Genomic DNA, 24,965 nt, shown 5'->3' with positions numbered 1-24,965 from the left:
ACACTCTGCCTTTCAACATAAGCCATCCTGCAAAGGATGGCCGCCGGGCAGAACTTGTGGAGGACGAGTATGTTTGCATCGGGTATAAACTTCGGTCTTGGCGAGGAGATCGAAGCCCTTCGCGATACGGTGCGCCGTTTTGCGGAAAGCCGCATTGCGCCGCTGGCCGCTGAAACCGATCGCAACAATGCATTTCCCATGCATCTTTGGCGTGAACTGGGTGAGCTTGGCGTACTCGGCATTACGGCGCCTGAAGAATATGGCGGTGCAGGCATGGGCTATCTTGCCCATTGCATCGCGATGGAAGAAATCAGCCGCGCTTCCGCTTCTATCGGCCTCAGCTATGGCGCGCATTCCAATCTCTGCGTCAACCAGATCAAGCGAAACGGTTCTCCCGAGCAGCGCGCAAAATATCTGCCCAAGCTCATTTCCGGCGAGCATGTCGGCGCGCTCGCCATGTCCGAGCCGGGTGCCGGTTCCGACGTTGTTTCGATGAAGCTTACCGCCGAAAAACGCGGTGATCGCTATATTCTCAATGGCAACAAGATGTGGATCACCAACGGCCCGGATGCCGATGTGCTGGTGGTCTATGCCAAGACTGATCCGGCTGCGGGTCCGCGTGGCATCAGCGCCTTCATCGTTGAAAAAGGCTTCAAGGGTTTCTCGACGGCGCAGAAACTCGACAAGCTCGGTATGCGCGGCTCGAACACCTGCGAACTGGTGTTCGAGGATTGTGAAGTGCCGGCCGAAAACCTGCTCGGGGCAGAAGGCAAGGGCGTCAACGTGCTGATGTCCGGTCTCGATTATGAGCGTGTGGTGCTGGCTGGCGGTCCGCTTGGCATCATGGCGGCGTGTCTCGATGTCGTCGTGCCCTATGTGCATGAGCGCAAGCAGTTCGACCAGCCGATTGGCGAGTTCCAGTTGATGCAGGGCAAGCTTGCCGACATGTATGTGATCTTCAACGCCTCGCGCGCTTATACCTATGCGGTGGCAGCGGCCTGCGACCGGGGCGAGACGTCGCGCAAGGACGCGGCGGGCTGCATTCTCTATACGGCAGAAAATGCCACGCAGATGGCCTTGCAGGCGATACAGGCGCTGGGCGGCAACGGCTATATCAACGATTATCCGACGGGCCGCCTTTTGCGCGACGCCAAGCTCTATGAAATCGGTGCGGGGACGTCGGAAATCCGGCGCATGCTGATCGGACGGGAACTCTTTCAGGAGACCCGCTGATGCCGGTTCTCAAATCTGAAATCTCGACGCGCAGCGCCAGCTTCGAAGCCAATCGCAAAGCCATGCTTGAGGCCATCGATATTGTGGCCGAGGCATCTCGCCTTGCCATCGACGGCGGTGGCGAAAAAGCACGCGAGCGTCATGTTTCGCGCGGAAAATTGCTCCCCCGCGAACGCGTGGCGCAATTGCTCGATCCGGGTTCGCCTTTTCTCGAAGTCGGGCTTACGGCAGCGCATGGCATGTATGGCGGCGCGGCCCCTTCCGGCGGGATCATCACCGGCATCGGGCGCGTATCGGGCCGCGAATGCATGATCGTCTGCAATGATGCGACGGTGAAGGGCGGCACCTATTATCCGGTCACGGTGAAAAAGCACCTGCGGGCGCAGGAGATCGCGGGCGAGAATCGCTTGCCGTGTATTTATCTGGTTGATTCCGGTGGGGCCAACCTGCCCAATCAGGATGAGGTGTTTCCGGATCGCGACCATTTCGGGCGCATCTTCTATAATCAGGCGCAGATGTCGGCGGCGGGCATTCCGCAGGTGGCCGTGGTCATGGGCTCGTGCACGGCAGGCGGCGCTTACGTGCCTGCCATGAGCGACGAGACGGTGATCGTGCGGGGGCAGGGCACGATCTTTCTGGCCGGTCCACCGCTGGTGAAAGCTGCAACCGGCGAAGTGGTGACGGCGGAAGACCTTGGCGGCGGCGATGTGCATACAAGGCTGTCCGGCGTGGCCGATCATCTGGCCAATGACGATGCCCATGCATTGCAGATCGCACGCGCCATTGCCGCCAATCTCAACAGTGAGAAACGCAGCTTCATTCCGAGAGGCGACGGCGCTGCGCCGCTTTACGACCCGGAGGAAATTTTGGGGCTAGTTTCCGCCGATACGCGCATTCCTTATGACGTGCGCGAAGTGATCGCACGGCTGGTCGACGGTTCGGATTTCGATGAGTTCAAGGCGCGCTACGGCACCACGCTTGTGTGCGGTTTTGCCAGCGTCTACGGCATGCCGGTTGGCATCATTGCCAATAATGGCGTGCTGTTTTCGGAAGCCGCGCTGAAAGGCGCGCATTTCATCGAGCTTTGCTGCCAGCGCAATATTCCGCTGGTGTTCCTGCAAAACATCACCGGCTTCATGGTCGGGCGCAAATATGAAGCCGACGGCATCGCCAAGCACGGCGCAAAGCTGGTGACGGCGGTGGCGACCGCCAATGTACCGAAGATCACCATGCTGATCGGCGCGTCTTATGGTGCGGGCAATTACGGCATGGCCGGGCGGGCCTATTCGCCGCGCTTCCTTTGGACCTGGCCGAACAGCCGCATCGCGGTGATGGGTGGCGAGCAGGCGGCAGGCGTGCTGGCAACCGTCAAGCGCGACGGGATCGAGCGCACCGGCGGCACGTGGTCGGCGGATGAGGAAGCGGAGTTCAAGCGCCCCACGCTGGAGATGTTTGAGCGCCAGAGCCATCCGCTCTATGCCTCGGCGCGGCTTTGGGACGATGGCATCATCGATCCGCGCAAGAGCCGCGAAGTGCTGGGACTATCGCTTTCCGCCACGCTGAATGCGCCGGTCGAGCCGACGCGTTTTGGCATCTTCAGAATGTAGGAAGACAATCAGATGTTTCAAAAGATACTGATTGCCAATCGCGGAGAAATTGCCTGCCGGGTCATTCGCACGGCGCGTGAACTGGGCGTTGCCACTGTCGCGATCTATTCCGATGCGGATGCCAACGCGCTGCATGTCGAAATGGCCGACGAGGCGGTGCGTGTCGGCCCTGCCATTTCTGCGCAAAGCTATCTGAACGTCGAGGCTATCATCAGGGCCGCGCTGGAAACCGGCGCGCAGGCGATCCATCCGGGCTATGGGTTTCTCTCCGAGAATGCCGGTTTTGTGGATGCGGTCGAGGCGGCGGGGCTCACCTTCATCGGCCCATCGGCAAGAGCCATTCGCGCCATGGGGCTGAAGGATGCTGCCAAGGCGCTGATGGAAAAGGCGAGCGTGCCTGTCGTTCCGGGCTATCACGGCGATAATCAGGATGGAGCATTCCTTAAAAGCGAGGCCGACCGGATCACCTATCCCGTGCTCATCAAGGCGCGTGCGGGCGGTGGCGGCAAGGGCATGCGCCGTGTCGATCAGGCCGCCGATTTTGCGGCGGCACTGGACAGCGCGCGCCGCGAGGCGGAAGCCTCTTTCGGCGATAGCGCCGTGCTGGTCGAAAAATACATGGCGAAACCGCGCCATATCGAGGTGCAGGTTTTTGGCGACAGTCACGGCAATGCGGTGCATCTTTTCGAGCGCGATTGCTCGCTGCAGCGCCGCCACCAGAAGGTCATCGAGGAAGCGCCTGCGCCCGGCATGACCCCGGATATGCGTGCAGCCATGGGCGAGGCGGCGGTGAAGGCGGCATTGGCGATTGGCTATTCCGGAGCTGGCACGGTGGAGTTCATCGCCGATGTTTCGGAAGGGCTGCGGCCTGACCGCTTCTTCTTCATGGAAATGAATACGCGGCTACAGGTCGAACATCCGGTGACGGAAGCGATCACCGGCCTTGATCTGGTCGAGTGGCAATTGCGCGTTGCGTCGGGCGAAGCCTTGCCGAAACGTCAGGACGAGCTTTCCATAAGCGGCTGGGCTTTCGAGGCTCGGCTATATGCAGAAGACCCGGCGCGGGATTTCCTGCCTGCAACCGGCAAGCTTGCTCTGTTCGCGCCGCCTGAAAATGCGCGTGTCGATTCCGGTGTTCGAACCGGCGACACGATCACGCCGTTCTACGATCCGATGATCGCCAAGATCATCGCCCATGGCGCAACGCGCGACGAGGCGCTGAACCGGCTTGATGCGGCATTAAACAAGACCCGGATTGCGGGCCTCGTTACCAATCGCCAGTTCCTGTCGGCGCTCAGCAATCTGGATGCTTTCCGCACCGGCGATGTCGATACCGGGCTGATCGGGCGCGAGACGGCGACGCTTTTCACGGATGAGCAGCCTTCCGATATCGCCATTGCGCTGGCCGCACTCGGCGCTCTCGACCTGCTGGATGCGTCACAAGAAGGCGACCCATGGTCGAGCCTGCGCGGGTTCAGGCTTTGGGGCGAGGCATCGCGTTCGGTTCTGATCGATCATCATGGCGAGCGTCACACGGTCAGCTTCACGACCAGGGGCGACAGGCATTTCGGCTTTGCTTTCGGCACCATCGAAATTCGTGAGCATAAGAACGGGCAGGTTCGCTTTGCTGTCGATGGTCGTGTGTCGGAAGCGTCCGTCCTGCGCATCGGGCATGATGTGACGGTGCAAGTCGAAGGTCGCGACACCATATTTCATCATGTGCAGTCTGTTGGCGCGGAAGAGGACGCCTCAAGCGAAAGCCGCATCCTGTCGCCGATGCCGGGACTGGTGCGGCTCGTATCCGCCGTGGAGGGTGCCAGCGTCGCCAAGGGTGATCCGCTGGTGACGATGGAGGCGATGAAGATGGAGCTGTCACTGACTGCGCCGCGCGACGGCAAGATTGCGTCCGTAACCGTTGTAGCGGGCGATCAGGTCAATGAAGGCGCACTGCTGGTTGAACTGGAGGAAGAACATGGCTGAACACGTCGAAATCGTTGAAATGGCAGCACGTGACGGCCTGCAGAACGAGAAACGTTTTGTGCCGACGGCTGACAAGATTGCATTGATCGACCGCCTGTCCGATTGCGGTTATGCCCGCATCGAGGCGACGAGTTTCGTCAGTTCCAAATGGGTGCCGCAACTGGCCGATGCGGGGGAAGTCATGGCCGGGATTCGCCGCGCCAACGGCGTGCGCTACTCGGTACTCGTGCCCAACATGAAGGGCTATGAAGCTGCCGCTGCTGCGAATGTCGATGAGATTGCGGTTTTCATTTCCGCCTCGGAAGGTTTTTCGAAAGCCAATATCAATTGCACGATTGCCGAAAGCATCGAGCGGCTGTCGCCGGTCATCGGCGCTGCCATCAATGACGGTCTGGCCATTCGTGGCTATGTGAGCTGCGTGGTCGAATGTCCCTATGATGGTTCGACTGCGCCGCAGTCGGTTGCCGATGTGACGGAGCAACTCTTCTCGCTCGGCTGTCACGAGGTGAGTCTTGGCGACACGATCGGACGCGGCACGCCGGACAAGGTGGCAGCCATGCTTGATGCGGTGCTGGCAATTGCGCCCGTGCATAGCCTTGCCGGCCATTATCATGACACGGGTGGCCGCGCGCTCGACAATATCCGCATCAGTCTAGAGAAGGGCCTGCGGGTATTCGATGCCTCTGTCGGCGGTCTCGGCGGCTGTCCATTCGCGCCGGGCGCCAAGGGTAATGTCGATACGGTTTCCGTTGTCGAAATGCTGCACGAAATGGGTTTTGAAACCGGCCTTGATCTGGACAAGCTCAGATCGGCGGCTTTGTTTGCACAGGCGCTGCGTCAGGATAAAGCCGCATGAACGCGTTCGAGACGATCCAGATTGCCGTCGATCAGCGCGGTGTCGCCACGCTGACGCTCAACCGTCCAGAGCAGCATAATGCGCTGTCCGGTCGGATGATCGATGAGCTTCTGACGGCGACGCTGCATCTGGCGGACAACGAAGCCGTGCGTGTCGTGGTCCTGACCGGAAATGGCACGAGCTTTTGCGCGGGCGGTGATCTCGGATGGATGCAGGAACAGGTGAAAGCCACGCGCGCCCAGCGGATTGAGGAGGCGCGCAAGCTCGCCCTCATGCTGAAAGCGCTGCGCGATCTGCCAAAACCGTTGATCGGGCGCATCAACGGTCAGGCCTATGGCGGCGGTGTGGGTCTCATCAGCGTGTGCGATGCTGCGATCAGCGTTTCCGGCGCACGCTTCGGGCTGACGGAAACAAAGCTCGGCCTGATACCGGCCACCATCAGCCCCTATGTGGTAGCGCGCATCGGACAGGCAAATGCGCTGCGCACATTCACCTCGGCGCGGCTGTTCGATGCCGAGGAAGCGCGGCGGATCGGCCTCCTGCATGACGTGGTCGAGGCCGAACGTCTCGATGCGGCGGTGGAGACGGAGATCAAACCCTATTTTGCCACAGCGCCCGCAGCGGTTGCCGCCTCCAAGAGGCTGGTTCATGCGCTGGGCGCGCCGATAGACGAGGCCGTCATCGAAATGACGCTGACCCGTCTTGCCGACACATGGGAAACGCCAGAGGCCGCGGAGGGAATCGCGGCCTTTTTTGCGAAGAAATCACCATCATGGAAGGGAGGGAACTAAGACTTTGGGAGGAGCCGATTTTCGTTGTAGTTGCGGGCACTTGGCCCCTTGCAATCGGAAGCCGGAAATGCATTCTTATTACATCATGAAAGCGCGCTCCCGGTCTGGAGCATGATTCCGAAAGAGCTGATGCGATTTTGGATAATATTATGGCTCCAGCCTCTTCAACGTGTGGGACAGCGTGCTTTTGGATTGACCCTTTGAGATCATGCGATGAACAAAAGGGAGGGCCCGGCAATTCGGCAGCGCGGATGCGCTGAGATTTGACCGGCAAGGGTTGTCTCGGGGCCGTCGGAGGACGCTGCCCCACCAAAGGAGAAAAAGAATGAACCTGAAACTTCTGTCCAGCGTGGCTTTTGCAGCTACACTCGGCTTTGCCAGCGCCGCCTATGCTGACATCACCATCGGCGTCGTCGCACCGCTGACGGGCCCTGTCGCCGCTTTCGGTGACCAGGTGAAGAAGGGTGCGGAAACCGCCGTTGAAGTCATCAACAAGGCTGGCGGCATCAAGGGCGAGAAAGTCGTTCTGAAGTTTGCCGACGATGCCGGCGAACCGAAGCAGGGCGTTTCCGCCGCCAACCAGATCGTCGGCGACGGTATCAAGTTCGTCGTCGGCCCGGTCACGACCGGCGTTGCCATCCCCGTTTCCGACGTGTTCTCGGAAAACGGCGTCCTGATGGTCACCCCGACCGCCACCGGCCCGGATCTGACTGCACGCAATCTGGAAAACGTGTTCCGCACCTGCGGTCGCGACGACCAGCAGGCGGAAGTCATGGCCGACTATGTCCTGAAGAATTTCAAGGACAAGAAGGTCGCCGTGATCCACGACAAGGGTGCCTATGGCAAGGGTCTGGCTGACGCTTTCAAGGCTGCGATCAACAAGGGCGGTGTCACCGAAGTTCAATATGATTCGGTTACCCCCGGCGACAAGGACTTCAGCGCGCTCGTTTCCAAGCTGAAGGCTGCTGGCACCGAAATCGTCTATTTCGGCGGCTACCATGCCGAAGGCGGTCTCCTGTCGCGTCAGTTGCATGATGCTGGCATGCAGGCGCTGGTACTCGGCGGTGAAGGCCTGTCCAACACCGAATATTGGGCAATCGGCGGCACCAACGCACAGGGCACGCTGTTCACCAATGCCAAGGATGCCACCAAGAACCCGGCTTCCAAGGATGCTATCGAAGCGCTCAAGGCCAAGGGCATCCCGGCTGAAGCCTTCACCATGAATGCTTATGCTGCTGTGGAAGTCATCAAGGCTGGTATCGAGAGCGCCGGTTCGGCTGACGATTCCGCTGCGGTTGCCAAGGCGCTACATGACGGCAAGCCGATCGAAACCGCTATCGGCACGCTGACCTATGGCGCAAACGGCGATCTCAGCTCGCCGAGCTTCGACATCTTCAAGTGGGATGACGGCAAGATCGTCGGCCTCGAATAAGATCGTCGTGGTTTTAAGATAGAAAAACGCCGGGGATTATCCCCGGCGTTTTGCATTTGTGAAGCTGAAGCCACGTTAGAGCGGTTCCGGTTGACACGGAATCACCGGAACCGCTCTAACTATTTGTTATGTCGGATTATCCCACGCAAAACCGCTTCGCACTTTTGCTGGAAATGCTCTAGGAACCTGTATAGCCGAGTTCCGCTTCAATGGCCTCGAATGTCTTTTCCATCGCGTAGGTGGGGCTGAGGGGAAAGCCGAAATGCCCGTAGGCGATGGACATTTGCCGTTCGGCTTTGCTTTCGCTGCCCTTCGCCACCGCAGCCACATAGAGCGCCGCAGCCAGGCCGGTGCGGTCGGCGCCGGACTTGCAATGGATGAGAACCGGCTTTTCCGCATTCTGCATCAGGGCGATAAGCTGTCTGGTTTGTGCGGGGTCTAACTGTCGTCTAGACGACATTTCGAAATCGGCGTGCTTGATGCCAAGCGTCTTTGCGGCTGCGATCTCTTCATCATACCATTTGGAACCCGGTTCGGGGCCGCGCAGGTTGATGATGGTCTTGATGCCGTAGATCTTCTGCAAGGATGCGATGCGCGCCGGGTCTGGCTGGTTGGAACGATAAGCCTGCCCGTCGATGATAGTGTGAACGTTGCCCTTGTATTGCAGCGTATAGAGATAGCCGCCCATGATGCTCGATCCGATAAGCAGCCCAAGCCCGGCCAGCCTGGCATAGCTGAAGGACCATTCGACGTATTTCCGAAAGAACGACATAGGGGCCTCATTCAAACGCAAGTAAATAATAAAATATAGCTGGCTGGAAATTTCTTCTTGGCTTTCGGTTGGAATATAATAAGATTTAGACTTAATCTTGTTCGAAAGAAGAAGAGATTTCATTTGTTCTGTTTGAGTTATTTGGAAAATTCCCAGGGATGCGTTGGGGAACATTGTTTGGGGGCAGCATCTGTGTCAGTTCGTGGCGTCGGTAAATTGCGTTGGTTTTTCGTGGCTTAAGCTTCGGTTAACCATGACCGTTTAATCTATGACCATGTGTTGGGGCAGCTAGCGGAGCAGGTTTATGCAGCGCTACAGATTTGACGATAAACGAATTCTGATTGAGGCGATTGTTGAGTTACTCAACCGGGGCGTAGAGCCCGACGAACTCGATCTTGTACTGAGCCGGATCGGTCCGGTCGATCTTGATTTGATGCGACAATGCCTGATCGAGGTGTGGAATTACAACCATCCCGATCTGGCGGAAACGCCGATGGCGGCCTGAACGACTTGTTCGACGGCCCGCTGGGTGCAAAGCATTTCGGCAAGGCGGCAAGGCGGCAAGGCGGCAAACCTGCGCCTAAGCCGATGACGGCTTGGCAAAGAAACGTTTCGAGTAAAGGCGCTGATCGCGCGGACGGTCGGTTGCCAACCATATCTGTCGGGCGATGGATCGGGGTGCCTGAAGCGGGAAATATAGACGTCAATCTGCGGAAGCGGGTTTGACGGGGATAGAATTGGGCGTGAAAGAGACGCCTATCGGGCGAATACGGCAGTTTCAGGCAACGGTTTGTGTGTCGGGACTGTCGGGGCAGGGCCGGATTGAACCGGTTTTGGAGCAATCTGGCCACTGCCCGCAATGTCATATTCCTGAAATGCAGATGGATTATATTCATCGGCATATCGGGAATTCACTTGGGATCGCGACCACGGATGTACTGGCGCAAACTCAGGTGAAAGCGGAAGGTCGGGTTCATCCCGGCCTTTTTCGTTTTGGGCGCATCGCGAAAAGGATGAACCCCTTCCGCCGGCAAATCTGTTCACAGGACTGAATTAGAGCGCATCCTGAAAAGTGTGGAGCGGTTTTCGGAAAAGATGCGCGTTAGAGCGCGTTCCGACCTGATTGAATCGGATCGGCGCTCTGACTTCTTCTATTTCAAGCATAATCTTATCGATCCTCGTTTCACTCCGGTCGGATTATGCTCTAAAACAATATTCAGATCGAAAGGCGCCCCATGATCCGGCTTCACTCAGATTGGATGAGCGTCAAAAATGGCCAGAATGCCGATCTGGTTCAATAGGTTGAAACGCGCTCCAGCGCTGATAGCGCACACTTTTCGGCTGGTCATGCATGGGATGCCAACGGTCCGCGTCACGAGCGTTCGATGCTATTCTGCCCTGTATCAGATGACGGAAGCATTTTCTCGTTTCAATAAATGCCGTATGAAAAGGCGAGGCACACCGCTATCGCGGTTGTTTTGAGCATGTTTCTCGAAAGCGGGAACCGGTTTCGGGGCAAAGTTAGGCGTCAAAGCGAAAAACTGGTGCGGTTCCGATGCTCCACATTGGCTGGAACCGCTCTTGAAACATCATTTTCGATCACGGAAGCAGTTTATGATACGCCATATCGTTCTCATCAAATTCAGGCCGGAACTCGAAGTCACGCAAATTGACGAAAAGCTGCAGGCAGTTGTCGCCCTCAAGGACAAAATCGGCGGCATCCTGTCCATTACCGCTGGCGAAAACAACAGCCCGGAAAGTCTCGAAAAGGGATTCCGGCACGGCTTCGTCGTCGATTTCACGGATGGTGCGGCGCGGGATGCTTATCTTCCACATCCCGAACACGCGAAGGTTGGCAAAAGCCTTGTCGAAGCAGCCGAAGGCGGCATTGAGGGGATACTGGTTTTCGACTACGCGATCTGAGACTTGCTGAAGCCGTGCGGTGCGCGACGATACAGGCTACAGCACCAGTCCGCCCACCCCCATGCGGGAAAGGTCGTCGGCAGAAAGCGCAATCCCCGCCATCAGGCGATCCAGCACCCAATCGAGGCTGTTTTCGCGGGCGCTACGGGCCGAGCCGGGGGCCGCGACAATATATTTGCCGTCACGCTGGCCAAGAACCAGCAGATTGCCGGGGTCGACCGGCATGCCGATGCGCAGGATTTCGCCGCCCGAAATACGGATCGATTGCGGTACGATATCCGCCTCGTCCGCGACAGCCGAAGCGCTGAAAATCACGATAATGTCGCAGGCCTGGCTGACCTCCGCGATTGCCACCGCCAGTGCGGCCGGATCGTGCGCGACGCGTTTTTCGCAAACAAGCGTCCCACCATTTCGGACAGCGCGCTTTTCCATCAGTTCGCGCGTCTTCTCCAGAACCGTTTCGCGTATCGAGGGGAGGCGCGACTGGATCATCCCGATCCGTAAGCCGTTGAAAGAATAGACATGAAGTGCCGGTTGTCTATCAAGGCCGATCTCCTGCAACAGGGTTTCCGGCACGGCGAAAGGAATGATCTTGACGGTGGCGATCATCTGCCCGGCTTCCACCCGCATATGATTGCGCAGCGTCGCTACGGAAACACGCACATCATGCGCATTGACCCTATCGATACGGTCGGTATCGGCAGAAAATACGCCGTTTCGCCGGGCATGGAGATTGACCCGCCCGGTTGTGGCATTGCCGATCTCTATCTCGGCGGAAGCAAGCATGCGCCCGATGGTGAGGGCTGCTTCATCCTCGCCGATGTCCCCTTTTTCCAGACGCGCGGCCAGAACCGAGCCTATGCCTGCCTCTCGCAGCAGAGCGAGATTGAAGGCATCAAGAACTGTGCCTTTGCGTAAAGTGAGCGCACCTGCCGTGATTGCATAGCCGAGAATTGTTCCTTCGGCTTCATCGAGCGGCATTTCGGCAAATATCATTTCTCCCCCCAATTCCCTCGCAGCTCTTTCAATAGAGCATCTCCAATGATTCAGGAAAACAGGAAATGTTCCAGATCGAAACGCCCTCTAATACCAAAGTCCATTGAGTGAAACTCACTGGACTTTGGTTAAGCCCGAGTGGCGATTGAACTTTTTCAAGGCGTGATGCGTTAGCATCTCAGCGCCTTGGTATAAGCATACAAAGCGCAGAGGATAAACCGTTCTTCGCTGCCCGTCATTTTACCGGTATCACGCCACCGATGAGACGGTGGGGGTGGATCAGGGCGGTTGCCTGAAAACCGGTGAATTACATAAGTATCTTCAAATTTACCCGCTTAATTTGCTGTGATTCCGGTAAATTTCCATCACGATCCCGTTCATTCGGGGGCAGACGGCGGTTTTCATCTTGCAAACCCCATCCTTTGGGCCTATTCGCTCCGCCGCGTCTGACGGTTGGCTATATCTCGAGAAAATCCGTCAGAGAGTGGATCCGTTGATACTCGGCCTTTGATACCCTGATCGTTGGATTTATCGCACTACGCATTGCCCGAGATATGGCTTGAGAGGCGGCCCAAGACATCGCCGCATCTGCGATCAGGCCGGATTATTTAGACAAAATGCCCAGTTTTAGGCGCGACATTACGATCCAGCACAATTTTCGTCAGACACGTGACAAACGGGATTATTCGTTATAACGGTACTTTTGGAAATTTCAGAATTTACCGAAAACTAGGAAATGACGCATGCGCCGGAGATGACACTCTGCGCGCAGGATGGAAAGACAAATGAAACACGGCACCCCCCGGACGATCGTTTCGTTCGCCGTCTTGGCCCTCACGGCGTTTCTCGCCGGCTGCGAGAACCAGGTCCTGCTCTCCCCGAAAGGGGAAGTCGGCATGGCAGAACGCGATCTCATCCTTTTTGCGACCGGCATCATGCTGCTCGTCGTGCTTCCCGTCATCTTCATGACGCTTTACTTCGCATGGAAGTACCGCGCCTCGAATGAGAAGGCGGATTACCAGCCCGACTGGCACCACTCGACCAAGATCGAGCTTGCCGTCTGGCTCATCCCGATGGCAATCATTGTCGTTCTGGGCACGGTGACCTGGATCAGCACGCACAAGCTCGATCCGTATCGCCCGCTGGAATCGAATGCGAAGCCGATCAATGTCGAAGTCGTTGCGCTCGACTGGAAATGGCTTTTTATCTATCCGGACCAGGGCATCGCCACCGTCAACGAAATGGCAATGCCGGTTGATGTGCCGGTCAACTTCAAGCTGACCTCCAGCAACATCATGAACTCCTTCTTCATTCCGCAGCTCGGCAGTCAGGTCTACACCATGCCGAGCATGCAGACGAAGCTGCATCTGGTTGCCAACCATGCAGGCGAGTTCGACGGTATCTCCGCCAATTATAGCGGTCAGGGTTTTGCCCAGATGCGCTTCAAGGCACATGCCTACAATCAGGCCGACTTCGACAAGTGGGTGGCTGATGTGAAGGCAAAGGCCAATGGCGAAGAGCTGAGCCGCGACCGTTATGCCTCGCTGGTCCAGCCGAGCGAGAAGGTTCCGCCGCAGTTCTTCACCTATAGTGACCAGGCGCTGTTCCACAATATCGTGAACCGCTGCTGGGACGGCAAGTCCGTCTGCCTCGACGATGAAATGCATCGTCAACAGATGATCCGCGAAGCGCGCGCCAACCTGCGCAAGTCTTCGCCTGTCGATTTCAGCCAATGGGCAAGCGACATCATCTGCGCAGTCCAGCCGCAGCGCCTTTCGCAGCTCGAAAACTGATGTGCTGATAGGTCCGTGATCTCGAAAGAGGTCACGGCCATCCGCATTCACCCCCTGTTTCACGCGGTTCCGGAAAGATGGCGCTCTTGCGCCGCCCCGGAATTGCTCCAATCGAAGCGTGATAAAAATGTTCGGAAAACTTACGCTCGAAGCGATACCCTATCACGAACCAATCATCATGGTCACTTTGGCCGCGGTGGCTGGCGGGGCGCTCGCTATTCTGGCAGCCATTACCTACTATCGCAAATGGGCTCCGCTCTGGAACGACTGGCTAACGTCGGTCGACCACAAGCGCATTGGCGTGATGTACATCATTCTGGCACTCGTGATGCTGTTCCGCGGCTTCTCGGATGCCGTCATGATGCGCGCCCAGCAGGCCATGGCCTCAGGTGCCAATGAAGGCTTCCTGCCGCCGCACCACTATGACCAGATCTTCACCGCCCATGGCGTGATCATGATCTTCTTCGTGGCGATGCCCTTCATCGTCGGCCTGATGAACTTCGCCGTGCCGCTTCAGATCGGCGCGCGCGACGTGGCTTTCCCCTACCTCAACTCGCTCAGCTTCTGGCTGACGGTTGCCGGTGCGATCCTCATCAACATCTCGCTCGGTGTCGGCGAATTCGCCAAGACCGGCTGGCTGGCCTATCCGCCGCTTTCCGGCAAGGAATTCAGCCCGGATGTCGGGGTGGATTATTATATCTGGGCCTTGCAGATTTCCGGTATGGGAACGCTGCTTTCGGGCGTGAACCTCATCACCACCATCATCAAGATGCGCGCGCCCGGCATGGGCATGATGCAGGTTCCGGTCTTCACCTGGACCGCGCTCTGCTCCAACGTGCTGATCGTCGCGGCCTTCCCGATCCTCACCGTCACGCTGGCCCTGCTTTCGCTGGACCGCTATCTGGATTTCCACTTCTTCACCAATGATGCCGGTGGCAATCCGATGATGTATGTGAACCTCATCTGGATCTGGGGTCACCCGGAAGTCTATATTCTGGTTCTGCCGTGCTTCGGCATCTTCTCGGAAATCGTGGCAACCTTCTCCGGCAAGCGCCTGTTCGGCTACAAGTCGATGGTTTACGCCACCGTTGCCATCACCATCCTGTCGTTCCTGGTCTGGGTCCACCACTTCTTCACCATGGGTGGTGGCGCCAACGTCAACGCTTTCTTCGGCGTGGCGACCATGATCATCTCGATTCCGACAGGGGCGAAGGTCTTCAACTGGCTCTTCACCATGTATAAGGGCCGCGTTCGCATGGAAACGCCGGTCATGTGGACCATCGGCTTCATGTGCACCTTCGTCGTTGGCGGCATGACGGGCGTTCTGCTCGCAGTTCCGCCGGCAGACTTCGTGCTGCACAACTCGGTGTTCCTGATCGCCCACTTCCACAATGTGATCATCTCGGGCGTGCTGTTCGGCTGCTTTGCCGGTCTCGTCTACTGGTGGCCGAAGGCTTTCGGCTTCAAGCTGAATGAACGTCTGGGCAAGAATGCATTCTGGTGCTGGCTCGTCGGCTTCATCCTGGCCTTCATGCCGCTCTATGTGCTCGGCCTGATGGGCATGACCCGTCGTCTGAACCATACCGAAAATCCGGCATGGCACATCTACCTCATCATTGCCGCCATCGGCGTTGCGATCATCCTTTGCGGTATCGTGTTCCAGGTTCTGCAGATCGCGGTTTCGATCCGCGACCGCGAAAAGCTGCGCGACAACAACGGCGATAGCTGGGGTACGGGCCGTACTCTGGAATGGTCGCTGGCTTCGCCGCCTGCCTTCTACAACTTCGCCGAAGTTCCGCATGTGCGCGATCATGATGGCTGGTGGGATATGAAGCAGAACGGCTATGTGCGCCGCACCGAAAAGTTCGCGCGCATCCATATGCCGAAGAACACCGGCACCGGCTTCATCATCGGCATTCTGAACATTCCGCTCGGCTTTGCCCTGGTGTGGCACATCTGGTGGCTGGCAATCGCCTCTGCCCTCGCTGTGCTGGCCGTTGCCATCGCTCACTCCTTCAATAATGACAGAGACTTTTACGTCTCGGCCGAAGAGGTGCAGGAAGTCGAAGACCTCCGTACCCGGCAACTGACTGCTCAGGAGGCCTGATTCCGATGAGCGCAAGCATTTCAACCGCCGCCCCGTTCACGGGCGGAAACGAGCACCCCGCTCACGAAGACCATCACGATGCAGGGTCGACCACACTGGTCGGCTTCTGGATCTACCTGATGAGCGACTGCGTCCTCTTCTCGGGGCTGTTTGCTACCTATGCCGTTCTGGCGCATCAGTTCGCGGGTGGCCCGACCGGCCGTGAACTGTTCGATCTGAACTTTGTTCTGATCGAAACCATGCTCCTGCTGGTGTCGTCACTGACCTATGGTCTGGCCACGCTGTCGATGTTCAAGAAGAACCGCGCAGGCGTTCTGTTCTGGCTGGGCGTCACCTTCCTGCTGGGCGCTGCCTTCCTCGTGATGGAAATCTATGAATTCAATCACCTGATCCATGAAGGCGCAGGTCCGGGCCGCAGTGCGTTCCTCTCGGCCTTCTTTGCGCTGGTGGGAACCCACGGTCTTCATATCACGTCCGGCCTGATCTGGATTCTGGTGCTTTCCGCCCAGCTTCTGCGTGACGGTCTGACGGAAAAGAACCAGACGCGCGTGATGTGCCTCAGCCTCTTCTGGCACTTCCTGGATATTATCTGGATCGGCGTCTTTACTCTTGTCTATCTGTTGGGTGTACTGTGATGAGCTCTGCACACGAAACACATGACCACGGCGCAAGCCACGGCAGCCTGAAGTCCTATCTGATTGGCTTTGTGCTGGCGGTCGTCCTCACCGTCGTTCCGTTCATGATGGCCATGAATGGCTACTTCACGCCGGGAACCACCGCTGCCATCGTGCTCGGTATCGCCGTCGTCCAGATCCTGGTGCATCTGGTTTACTTCCTGCATCTCGATCCGAAGTCGGAAGGCGGCTGGAACATTCTGGCGCTCATCTTCACGATCATCATTCTGGCTATCGTGCTTGCCGGCTCCATCTGGGTCATGCATCACCTCGATACCAATATGATGCCGATGTACATGTCGCCGGAAGACGTGCGCAATCTGCCGTAACAAGGTTTGTCAAAGCTTTCCCTGCATCACAACGCTGCGGGGAATGCGTGTGTGAGCCTCGCAAAACAACTGGCCTGACGGCCCGTGATCGCGGCTTTATCCTCCCTCTCTCCCCCCAAAGCCGCGTGGCGTCCCGGTTCCCTCCGGGGCGCCTTTCTTTTTGGGTGAGTTGCAGCGGCACGAGGATAAAATAAATTCCGTATAATTTTAATAAATTTGATGTAAATTCAATGTCATTGAGTGCAAAAAAGATTATTACTTTTATTATCAAGATGTAGAAAATAATAATATATGCCATAAATTTACCATTATAATGATGATTATTTGCGTTACTTCTAGTATTGTCTTATATGAGCTCATGTTTGATGCTTAATGCGTCTCTATTTTGTCGCTAATCTGGAGAAGATGCGATGTTTTTATTTAAGAGAGTGCTTACTAATAATCATATACTGGGTGCGGCTATCGTTGCGGCGACACTGATCACGCCCGCTATCGCTTCTGCTGCGACGGCCTATGTCTCTGCTTCTGTCAATGTCCGCTCGGGGCCGGGCTCCAATTACGCACGGTTGGCTGCGCTCCCTGCCGGCGCAACCGTCAATGCCGGTTCCTGTCGCAATGGCTGGTGCCAGATCTACAACGGCAACCGCGTCGGCTTCGTATCGGCACGCTATGTCCGTTTCGGCTCCTATAGCGGCCCCGCCTATGCAGCGCCGTCCAGCACCACGGTAATCGTCAATAATGACGGATATGCTGACGGTTTCGGTCTGGGGCTCGGCCTCGGTTGGGCGACTGGCGGCTACTGGGGGCCTGGATGGGGTGGTGGTTGGGGACCGGGCTGGCGCGGCGGACCGAACTATGTCAACGGCTGCATCGGGCGTAACTGCCAGTCCAATCGCGGTGGCTGGAATAACCATTGGGGCCATGGCCCGCAGTGGAATGGCCGTGGCGGATGGGGCGGACACGGATGGCCCAATGGCCAGATACGTCGCAACTGGGGCCCTGGTCCGGTGATCCGTCAGGGTGGCTTTGGTGGCTTCAACCGTCCGGCATTTGCCAATAACGGCTTCGGCGGTTTCAGAGGCGGAATGGGCGGTGGCGGCATGCATTTCGGCAATATGCGTCCGATGCATGCCGGGCGCTGACAGGTCGTCGCCAGTCGTTCGATATAAGGTTCGTCTTGATCAGGTCGTTCCTCCCTCCTCCCAATGACCTGATGAGCGGCTCGTCGGCAGCACCCCCGCCGGCGAGCCGTTATGATTTTCTGTCCACCCTTCCGCAATTAATGCGGAAAGCTAATGCAAGAGTTTCAATCAACGCGGGAAATTGCAATGGTGTGGTAACGTTAATACTCCATTGACTGAAATGGTCCATATCTAGCGTTGTTGCTTGGACTTCCGTTCTCCCTATGGTAATCCCTGAATCGTCCTGGGCTTGGGGGTGATGAACGGGACGCCGCCAGGCGACCGCATAGACAGGAACCGGACAGTAGCGCGTATGACTTGGAGTAACAGGACGATACAGGGAAGGGGCATCGCCGTGCTTTTGCTGGCGGCGCATTTTTCCTCCTTCGCGATGTCGCCTGCATTGGCGTTCGAGATCTTCGGTGTTCGTCTGTGGGGCGAGGACAAGAAGGAAGATCCCGATATCATTGATCCCAAGACCTACACGGTCGAGGTCACGACTACGGGCGACCGCAAAAATGCGGACGGCACGAAAGCCGATCTGAAATCCACCATTGAAGGCGCTTCAGGCCTCGTATCGGATGCCGAGAAACCGGCTTCGGGCTCGGCTGGTCTGCTGGCGAAGGCGCGCGGCGATTATCGTCGCATTCTGGCCGCGCTCTATGGCGAGGGCCGCTATGGCGGCACGATTTCTATTCTCGTTGACGGCCGCGAGGCAAACGACATTCCGCCCGACGCGGAAATCCCCAATGATGCCAAGGTTGCGATCACCGTCGATCCCGGCCCGCAATTCCTGTTCTCGCGCACGGCGATTTCCAATATTGCGCCGCCACCGGTCAACAAACGCGATAAGGTGCAGTCCCCTGAAGATGCTGGTTTCGCGCCCGGACAGGTGGCGCGATCCGGCACGGTCATCAAGGCCGAACGCCTTGCCGTCGAGGCATGGCGCCAGCAGGGCTATGCGAAAGCGCGGGTTACTGGCGAGGACATCGTCGCCGACCATGCAGATAATCGCGTTTCCGCCGATGTTTCGCTCGACCCCGGCCAGAAGGCGCATTACGGCCCGGTCAGCGTCGTCGGAACGGCGCGCATGGACCCGCAATTCGTGGCCTGGATGACCGGGCTGAAAGAGGGTCAGGAATTCGATCCGGACGATATCGAGAAAGCCAAGAAGCGTCTCGGTCGCATGGAAGTATTCCGCGCCATGAGTTTCGAGGAAGCCGAAAAGATCGAGCCGGATGGCAGCCTGCCGATGACGCTCAACGTGCAGGAGCGCAAGCCGCGCCGTTTCGGCTTCGGTGCCGAATATTCGACCATCGACGGTTTCGGTCTGACCGGCTACTGGATGCATCGCAATCTTTTCGGGCGCGGCGAACGCCTGCGTTTCGACGCCAAGATCAGCGGCATTGGCGGCACGCAGGACAATTCCTTCGATCCGAAGAATTTTACCTATCTCGTCGGCACAAGCTTCACGAAGCCGGGCGTCTATACGCCGGATACGGATTTTGTCGCCGCACTCGACGCCAAGCGCGAAGTGCTGGATGCCTATACCGAAACCTCGATCAATGCGAAGACCGGCTTCACGCAGATATTCAGCGACGAATTGTCAGGTGCGCTCTATGCCAAGGCGAGCCAGGGCCACTTTGACGACGACGTCTTCGGTTCGCGCAGCTTCACGACGGCGGGACTGGAGGGCAATCTTCTCTATGACAGCCGCAACAACAAGCCGGACCCGAGTTCGGGCTTCTATCTGGAAGGCAATATCCAGCCCTTCTACGAATTTCAGTACGGCAATTTCGCCACCCGTTTCACTGCCGAAGGCCGCACTTATTACGGCTTTGGCGCAAAGGATCGCGTGATCCTCGCAGGTCGCGTCAAGGTCGGTTCGATCGTGGGTGCCTCTATCGAAGACCTGCCGCCGAGCCAGCTCTTCCTGGCAGGTGGCGGCGGCTCGGTTCGCGGTTACGGCTATCGCAATATCGGGGTCAGCGCGGGCAATGGCGAGATCATCGGCGGGCGTTCGCTGGTTGAGGCCAATGGCGAAGTGCGCACCCGCATCACCGATTCCATCGGCGCGGTCGCATTTGTCGATGCCGGTTATGTCGGCGAAAAGTCGTTTCCCGATTTCTCGGAACAAATGCGTGTCGGCGTCGGTGGCGGTCTGCGCTATCTGACCGGTCTCGGACCGATCCGCCTTGATGTCGCTGTTCCGCTCAACCGCCGCTCGGGTGATCCGAGCTATGGCTTGTACGTAGGTATAGGACAGGCGTTTTGACCAGATTTCTCGCAATCATCGCCTTCGTCGCTTTCGCCGTCACGGCAGTCATCTTCGGCTGGCCGGAACAGCAGAAGCAGTTGCAGGCTCAAGCTCAAGTTCCCGCTCAGGCTCAAGAACAAGCCTCTGAACAGGAGCAGGCAGAAGCGCCAGCAGAAGAAGAGAAATCCTATTTCCTTTCCTTCGTGGAAAGCCAGCTTTCCGCGCCGAACCGCCGCATTTCCATTTCCGGCATCAGCGGCGTTCTGTCTTCGGAAGCAACCGTCGGCTCGATCACCATTGCCGACCGCGAAGGCGTCTGGCTGCGCATCGAGAATGCCAAGCTGAACTGGAGTCGCACCGCGCTTCTCGTCGGTCGCCTCAGCATCCAGTCGCTGGCCGCCGAGCGCATCGATATCATTCGCAAGCCGTTGCCTGACAACAGCCTGCCGTCACCGGAATCGTCGACGTTCAGCCTGCCGGACCTGCCGATTTCGATCAATCTCGACCAGCTTGCCATTGCGCGCCTGCATTTCGGGCCGGACATTTTCGGTCTTGAATCGGAAGTGTCGGCCAATGGCAGCCTGTCGCTTGCCGATGGTTCGCTGGATTCCAATTTCGACTTCAAGCGTCTCGACGGTCCGGGCGGAAATTTCGCTCTTCGCGCGGCCTATGCCAATGCCGACCAGAAGGTCGATCTCGACCTGAAAGTCTCGGAACCGGCCAATGGCATTGTCGCCAACCTGTTGAATATCGATGGCCGCCCTCCGGTCGATCTGACTTTGACCGGTGCTGGTCCGCTTGACGAGCTGAAGGTCGATCTTGCGCTTGATACCAATGGCAGCCGCACGCTGACAGGCGCATTCGCGCTCAACCGGCAAGGTGAGGCGCCCGATGGCGGACGTGTTTTCTCTGCCCGTTTCAATGGCCCGATTGCGGTTCTGGTGCCGCCGGTGTTCCGCGATTTCTTCGGTGCCGAAACGGTTCTTTCCGCCGACGGCCTCCTCAAGGATGCAGGCGGTTTCCGTCTCGACGATCTGGCGCTGAACAGCGCCGCGCTGAAACTGAAAGCCTCCGCTGAAACCGGCAATGACCGCTTCCTGAACAAGCTGCGCATCGACGCTTCCATTGCCGATGAAAGCAAGGGTCGTGTCCTCCTGCCGGTCAAGGGCGCTGAAACCTATATCGACAATGCAAAGTTCCAGGTCGCTTACGGTGATCGCCCGACCAATGACTGGACGGGAACGCTTGCCATTGCCGGTCTCAAGAACGCAACGATTTCCGCCCAGAGCATCGCCCTCGACATGGGCGGCGTTGCCGAGAACCTGAGCGATGCCGCCAATCGCCATATCACCTTCAAGGTCAATGGCGGGATGGAAGGCATTTCGGCAGAACGTGCGGAAATCGCCGAGGCGCTTGGCAGCAAGATTGCGCTTGCCATCGACGGCGCATGGCGCGCCGGTTCGCCGGTCGAGCTTTCGCAGGCCAATATTGCCGGTAACGGCCTCAGCCTCGACCTCAAGGGCAATATTGACGATTTTGCCTTCAATGGCGATATCGCTGCCAAGATTGCAAGCCTTGCGCCGTTCGGCGCTCTGGCCGACCGTGACCTTGCAGGCAGTATCGATGTCAACGCTAAGGGCATTGTTCGCCCGGTCAGCGGCGCATTCCAGCTCGACCTCAACGGCACGGCGCAGAACATGCGCACCGGCACAGAAGCGGTTGACCGCATTCTCGACGGTGCCGTCAATCTCAGCGGTGCTCTTGGCCGCAGCGCGGAAGGTTTTTCGGCGCGTGATTTCCGCATCGGCAATGAGTTGAGCGAGATCACCGCCAATGGTTCCTTTGCATCCGACAAGGCAAGTTTTGATTTTGGCGTCATGCTGTCCGATCTCAAGCTTCTTTCGGATCAGGCATCGGGCCGGATGACAGTCAAGGGCAGCGCCCGCGGCGACGACAAGCTGATCGCACTCGCATTGCGCGCCGATGCGCCGGAAGGCACGCTGGCCGGACGCAAGCTTTCCGAAGGCGGCCTTGATTTCAATGCCATGCTTGACGGCAATGCAAAGACAGGTGCTGCCCTTTCCGGCAAGCTTGCTGGCAGCGCATTCCTCAATGGCGAGCGTGTCGATCTTGGAACGCTGATCGACATCGTCAATGACGAAAAGCGCCTGACCGATCTCGTCTTCAATGCAGGCGGTGCGCATCTTTCGGGCAATGTCACCCAGACGGCGAAAGGTCTCCTGACCGGCGCGCTGAAGCTTGATGCGCCGGATATTTCCACGGCTGCAGCCCTGGCGCTGGCAGAGGCAACCGGTGCGGCCAATGCCGACATCACGCTTGACGCCAATGACGGCCGCCAGAACGCAATCGTTACAGCCAATGCCAAGGACATCAAGGTCAATGGCAATCATATCACCTCGGCTGACATTGCCCTGACGGCAAAGGACCTGTTCGGGGTGCCGGTGGTTGACGGCAATGCTGCGGCGCGCGACATCATGGTCGGCACGTTCGGCATCGACAGTTTCGATGCCAAGGCCAACGCAACCGGGTCGAAGACCGATTTTACTGCCAACACCAAGCTGAAGATCGGCACGGTCGCCAGTGCCGCCGGTTCGCTGGAACCGAAGGATGGCGGTTTCGAACTGGGGCTCGCTTCGGCCCATGTGAAGCAGGGCACGCTCAGCGCCAATCTGGCCGCGCCCGCCACCATTTCCATGAAGGGCGAGGAAATCTCCTTCGGGGATATCATCATCAATACAGGCGCGGATGCCAGTGCCGGTCAGGTCAAGGTCAATGGCGTGGTCGATGGTCGTCTCGATCTGTCGGTTGCCCTTTCCAACCTGCCGCTGGCTCTCGCCAATACGTTCAAGCCGGAACTGGGGCTGGGCGGCACGATCAACGGCATGGCTCGCATCACCGGCACGAAAGAAGCGCCCGATGTCGCCTTCGACATGGCGGCGCGCGGCGTGACCGCAGCCGAGCTTAAAAAGCAGGGCATTGCAGCTCTCAATGCGGATGCCAAGGGTACTTCGGCCAATAATCGGCTCAATGTCGATGCGCATGTAACCGGAGGCGGCGGCATCGATGTGCGCGCCAATGGCGGCGTGCCACTTGGCAAAGGTGATCTTGCCATCGACGTCAATCTCGCCAATCTTCCGCTGACGGCGCTGAACGGTGCGGTCAAGGGACAGGATTTGGCTGGCAATGTGACAGGAACGGCACGTGTTACCGGGCCGCTCACCAATCCTGCGGCGACGTTCAATCTGCGCGGCACCGGTCTTGCGGCCAAGCCGTTGCGCGATAACGGGCTTGCGCCTCTGACCCTGCAGGCAGCAGGCAGCTATGCGGCAATGGCCATCGATTTTTCGTCGTTGACCGTCGATGGTCCGCGCGGCCTCAATGTTACCGCCAATGGCAAGGTGCCGTTTTCGGGGCAGGGGCTTGGCGTCAATGTCAATGGCAGCATTCCGCTGGCGCTCGCCAACCGCTTCCTGGCGGATCGCGGTGCGCAGGCAAACGGTACGCTGACGCTGACGGCCAGCGTTTCGGGCGGCTTCAACCGTCCGCAATTGCGCGGCATGTTCTCCACCAATGGCGCAACCTTTGTCGATCCGGACACCAATGTCCGCCTGAACAACATCAATGTCATGGGCAGCCTGGACGGAGAAACCGTCACGCTGCGCCAGGTCAATGCGGCGCTTGGCAGTGGCGGATCGGTTTCCGCCAGCGGTACGATTTCGACCAATGCGGAAGCGAATTTCCCGGCCAATATCGAGATCAAGCTCAATCGCGCCCGCTATGCCGACGGCAAGCTGGTCGTGGCGACCGTCGACGGTGGGATCACGATCAATGGACCGCTGATGCGCGATCCGCTGATTTCAGGCCGCATCGATGTCGACAGGGCAGAAATCTCGGTGCCTGAAAATCTCGGCGGCGGCGCAGCCTATGTCCCGGTTCGCCACAAGAACACGCCGAAGAATGTTCAGGTGACGCTTGATCGCGCCAAGGTCGAAACGCGCCGCAGCCGGGTGCCGACGCCGACAGCGCGTCCGACCGTGCCGCGCCTCGATGTTCTCATCAACGCACCCAACCAGATTTTCGTGCGCGGTCGCGGTCTTGATACGGAGCTGGGCGGACGTCTTCGCCTGACGGGACCGGTCACCGACATTAAGCCGGTTGGCTCCTTCGACATGATCCGCGGTCGCATCGGTATCCTCGGTCAGCGCATTACCTTCGATGAAGGCCATGTCACGCTGGTGGGTGATCTCAATCCGCAGCTCAACTTCGTTGCGCGTTCGGAAGGCAATGAAATCACTGCAATCGTGACGGTGACGGGTACAGTCGATAATCTCGATATCAAGTTCTCGTCGACACCGGAACTGCCGCAGGATGAAGTGCTGGCCCAGCTCATCTTCAAGCGCTCCATCGGCGAATTGTCGGCGTTCCAGATCGCGCAGCTTGCCGCTGCGGCGGCAGAACTTGCGGGCGGTTCCAACAACTCGCTGATGAACAAGTTGCGCGCCGGAACAGGTCTCGACGATCTCGATGTCGTGACGGATGACAAGGGCCAGACGGCAGTTCGCGCCGGTCGCTATATCCGCGACAATATCTATCTCGGCGTTGAAGCAGGTTCCGGTGGCTCGACCAAGGGCACTGTCAATCTCGACATCACCCGCAACCTGAAAGCCAAGGGATCGCTGGGCGCTGAAGGCGATTCTAGTGGCGGTATCTTCTACGAAAAAGATTATTGATTGCCGCAAATTATTGAAGGCAATCCAGGCCGGGTTTCATGACCCGGCCTTTTGCTATCTGGATGCAATCCAGAATGGTGATTTCACGTAAAAGCCACATTTAAGCCATCAAATAGTCACGCGATACATATGTTCGCCGCATTTGCCTTGGATTCTAAATCGATTAAATTTTCGCATTCACTGCAATTTATGCTTTCAAACGGAATTTTCAGACACGTTTGCGCGAGTTGTTTAACCGTTCTTCAACCATAAGAACGCAAATTGCTGTTGAGTACAGCGGTCG

The 24,965-nt window shown here is 58.0% G+C and carries 18 protein-coding genes; 16 read left to right on the top strand and 2 right to left on the bottom strand.

Annotation, left to right across the window (positions count from 1 at the left end):
- Positions 1-69 precede the first annotated feature (69 nt).
- The 6 genes from ACYSN1_RS06890 (at position 70) to ACYSN1_RS06865 (ending at position 7,899) form a co-directional block, all read left to right on the top strand.
- Positions 70-1,233: an isovaleryl-CoA dehydrogenase gene (locus ACYSN1_RS06890; RefSeq protein WP_461724962.1), complete on the top strand. Its 1,164-nt coding sequence runs from the start codon at positions 70-72 to the stop codon at positions 1,231-1,233.
- Entirely contained in the window at positions 1,233-2,840 is a 1,608-nt protein-coding gene (locus ACYSN1_RS06885) for a carboxyl transferase domain-containing protein (RefSeq protein WP_461724961.1), read from the top strand. Before ACYSN1_RS06890 ends, ACYSN1_RS06885 begins: the two co-directional genes overlap by 1 nt.
- A 12-nt stretch (positions 2,841-2,852) precedes the next feature.
- Positions 2,853-4,820, top strand: coding sequence for an acetyl/propionyl/methylcrotonyl-CoA carboxylase subunit alpha (locus tag ACYSN1_RS06880; protein WP_461724960.1), 1,968 nt, complete (start codon positions 2,853-2,855; stop codon positions 4,818-4,820).
- Positions 4,813-5,676, top strand: coding sequence for a hydroxymethylglutaryl-CoA lyase (locus ACYSN1_RS06875; RefSeq protein WP_461724959.1), 864 nt, complete (start codon positions 4,813-4,815; stop codon positions 5,674-5,676). The genes ACYSN1_RS06880 and ACYSN1_RS06875 overlap by 8 nt, the downstream gene beginning before the upstream one ends.
- Positions 5,673-6,467, top strand: a complete 795-nt coding sequence (locus ACYSN1_RS06870) for a crotonase/enoyl-CoA hydratase family protein (RefSeq protein ID WP_461724958.1) — start codon at positions 5,673-5,675, stop codon at positions 6,465-6,467. The genes ACYSN1_RS06875 and ACYSN1_RS06870 overlap by 4 nt, the downstream gene beginning before the upstream one ends.
- 325 nt (positions 6,468-6,792) lie before the next feature.
- Positions 6,793-7,899 (top strand): branched-chain amino acid ABC transporter substrate-binding protein, encoded by a 1,107-nt coding sequence (locus tag ACYSN1_RS06865; protein WP_461724957.1) that lies wholly within the window; start codon positions 6,793-6,795, stop codon positions 7,897-7,899.
- Positions 7,900-8,077: 178 nt separating this feature from the next.
- Here the strand turns inward: ACYSN1_RS06865 and ACYSN1_RS06860 are convergent, their stop codons facing one another.
- Complete coding sequence (locus ACYSN1_RS06860) at positions 8,078-8,671, bottom strand: tyrosine-protein phosphatase (RefSeq protein WP_461724956.1); 594 nt, start codon at positions 8,669-8,671, stop codon at positions 8,078-8,080.
- 304 nt (positions 8,672-8,975) lie between these two features.
- On the opposite strand from ACYSN1_RS06860, the gene ACYSN1_RS06855 reads away from it, so the two are divergent.
- The 3 genes from ACYSN1_RS06855 (at position 8,976) to ACYSN1_RS06845 (ending at position 10,594) form a co-directional block, all read left to right on the top strand.
- Complete coding sequence (locus ACYSN1_RS06855) at positions 8,976-9,176, top strand: hypothetical protein (protein ID WP_140020677.1); 201 nt, start codon at positions 8,976-8,978, stop codon at positions 9,174-9,176.
- A gap of 238 nt (positions 9,177-9,414) precedes the next feature.
- Positions 9,415-9,723 carry a hypothetical protein gene (locus ACYSN1_RS06850; RefSeq protein WP_461724955.1) on the top strand — a complete coding sequence of 103 codons (309 nt, stop codon included), beginning with the start codon at positions 9,415-9,417 and terminating at the stop codon, positions 9,721-9,723.
- 562 nt (positions 9,724-10,285) lie between these two features.
- Positions 10,286-10,594: a Dabb family protein gene (locus ACYSN1_RS06845; RefSeq protein ID WP_461724954.1), complete on the top strand. Its 309-nt coding sequence runs from the start codon at positions 10,286-10,288 to the stop codon at positions 10,592-10,594.
- Between the two features lie 36 nt (positions 10,595-10,630).
- On the opposite strand, the gene ACYSN1_RS06840 is transcribed toward ACYSN1_RS06845, so the two are convergent.
- The gene (locus tag ACYSN1_RS06840) at positions 10,631-11,590 is read right to left on the bottom strand and encodes a molybdopterin-binding protein (protein ID WP_461724953.1); all 960 of its coding nucleotides are present in this window, start codon (positions 11,588-11,590) and stop codon (positions 10,631-10,633) included.
- Positions 11,591-12,375: 785 nt separating this feature from the next.
- Here ACYSN1_RS06840 and cyoA point away from each other — a divergent pair.
- From cyoA to ACYSN1_RS06805, 7 genes are all read left to right on the top strand, one after another.
- Positions 12,376-13,383 (top strand): ubiquinol oxidase subunit II, encoded by a 1,008-nt coding sequence (cyoA, locus tag ACYSN1_RS06835; RefSeq protein ID WP_109987151.1) that lies wholly within the window; start codon positions 12,376-12,378, stop codon positions 13,381-13,383.
- 127 nt (positions 13,384-13,510) lie between these two features.
- Positions 13,511-15,490, top strand: coding sequence for a cytochrome o ubiquinol oxidase subunit I (cyoB, locus tag ACYSN1_RS06830; RefSeq protein WP_109987152.1), 1,980 nt, complete (start codon positions 13,511-13,513; stop codon positions 15,488-15,490).
- 5 nt (positions 15,491-15,495) lie between these two features.
- The gene (gene cyoC / locus ACYSN1_RS06825; protein ID WP_109987153.1) at positions 15,496-16,125 is read left to right on the top strand and encodes a cytochrome o ubiquinol oxidase subunit III; all 630 of its coding nucleotides are present in this window, start codon (positions 15,496-15,498) and stop codon (positions 16,123-16,125) included.
- Entirely contained in the window at positions 16,125-16,493 is a 369-nt protein-coding gene (locus tag ACYSN1_RS06820) for a cytochrome o ubiquinol oxidase subunit IV (protein ID WP_461724952.1), read from the top strand. Before cyoC ends, ACYSN1_RS06820 begins: the two co-directional genes overlap by 1 nt.
- A 410-nt stretch (positions 16,494-16,903) precedes the next feature.
- Entirely contained in the window at positions 16,904-17,635 is a 732-nt protein-coding gene (locus ACYSN1_RS06815; protein WP_461724951.1) for an SH3 domain-containing protein, read from the top strand.
- A 352-nt stretch (positions 17,636-17,987) separates the two neighbouring features.
- Positions 17,988-19,949: an autotransporter assembly complex protein TamA gene (locus ACYSN1_RS06810; RefSeq protein ID WP_461724950.1), complete on the top strand. Its 1,962-nt coding sequence runs from the start codon at positions 17,988-17,990 to the stop codon at positions 19,947-19,949.
- A complete protein-coding gene (locus ACYSN1_RS06805) occupies positions 19,946-24,682 on the top strand; it encodes a translocation/assembly module TamB domain-containing protein (protein WP_461724949.1) in 4,737 nt (1,578 codons plus the stop codon). Before ACYSN1_RS06810 ends, ACYSN1_RS06805 begins: the two co-directional genes overlap by 4 nt.
- Positions 24,683-24,965 lie beyond the last annotated feature (283 nt).

Source organism: Brucella sp. LJL56, from assembly GCF_054871705.1.
The sequence above is the reverse complement of the archived record's forward strand: the minus strand, read 5'-3'. Positions and strand labels throughout refer to the sequence as shown.